This is a genomic window from Aeromonas cavernicola (genome assembly GCF_002795305.1).
GTDB classification, from domain to species: domain Bacteria; phylum Pseudomonadota; class Gammaproteobacteria; order Enterobacterales; family Aeromonadaceae; genus Aeromonas; species Aeromonas cavernicola.
This window is the reverse complement of record NZ_PGGC01000276.1, coordinates 1-833: the sequence shown is the minus strand read 5'-3', so window position 1 is coordinate 833 and position 833 is coordinate 1. Positions and strand designations below refer to the sequence as shown.

Genomic DNA, 833 nt, shown 5'->3' with positions numbered 1-833 from the left:
AAGCTGCTCGTTACGGACCCCAGCGACCTTGACGGGCCCGACCTTGGGCAAAAAGATGTTGCCTTGGTGGTCGACCAGCAGGCTTTGGTCAAACTCGACCCCACCCCAGAGCTGGACTTGGAGCTTATCGCCGATGGCGATGCGGTAATCGGGGTTAAAGCCGCTAAAGGATTCGCGGGCAAACTCGCCGCGAAACAGCCAGTTACCGAAGACAGGATCGCGGGTTTGGGTGTCGCTGACGACCTTGCGCACGGGGGCCGCCTCTTGGGTGACGGCCAAGGCGTGGGCGGGTTGCAGCGCGCAGGTGACAAGGCTCACGGCAAGGGTGGCGGCCAGCGTCAGGCTGGTGGTCAGGGCGCCTACGGGGGAGGTTCGCGGGGCACTGGCAGTGGCCCCCTCAGAGGCAGTGAACGAGGCGCTTGGGCTCACGACCGTGTCTCTCGTCGAGCATGGCGCACACTGCGGGCTGATGTTCGAAATGAAGCTCGCGCGCACCGCCGCAGGCGCGCCATAGATCTGATGGGCGTGCTGGCGCTGGGCTTTGTCTGACCGACGTTGGCGGCCTTTGACGCGTTTGGTAGCTGAGGTTGGGATCACGGTGAACTCCTCGCGCCCCGCGCGCAAAGCGGCGGGGTCGGTAGCAAAATCACTATCAGGGATAACAGGCCAGCCGAGGATCACTGCAACGATGATCTGGGTTGGCGTTAAGGGCGCCGACTGCCAAGCAGCCAGCAGGTCATCTGGGCATGTACGAATGTGGGTATGTGCAATGCCCGCTAGTCTTGGTGCTCGCGCAAGGTGGCCAGCCCCATCACCACTAAGCCGTAAAACAG

The 833-nt window shown here is 63.0% G+C and carries 1 protein-coding gene; it reads right to left on the bottom strand.

Annotated elements, in window-relative coordinates; translation table 11 throughout:
- On the bottom strand, window positions 1–597 hold a 597-nt coding region (locus CUC53_RS19380; protein WP_236757976.1), incomplete at its 3' end, for a polysaccharide biosynthesis/export family protein.
- Window positions 598–833 lie beyond the last annotated feature (236 nt).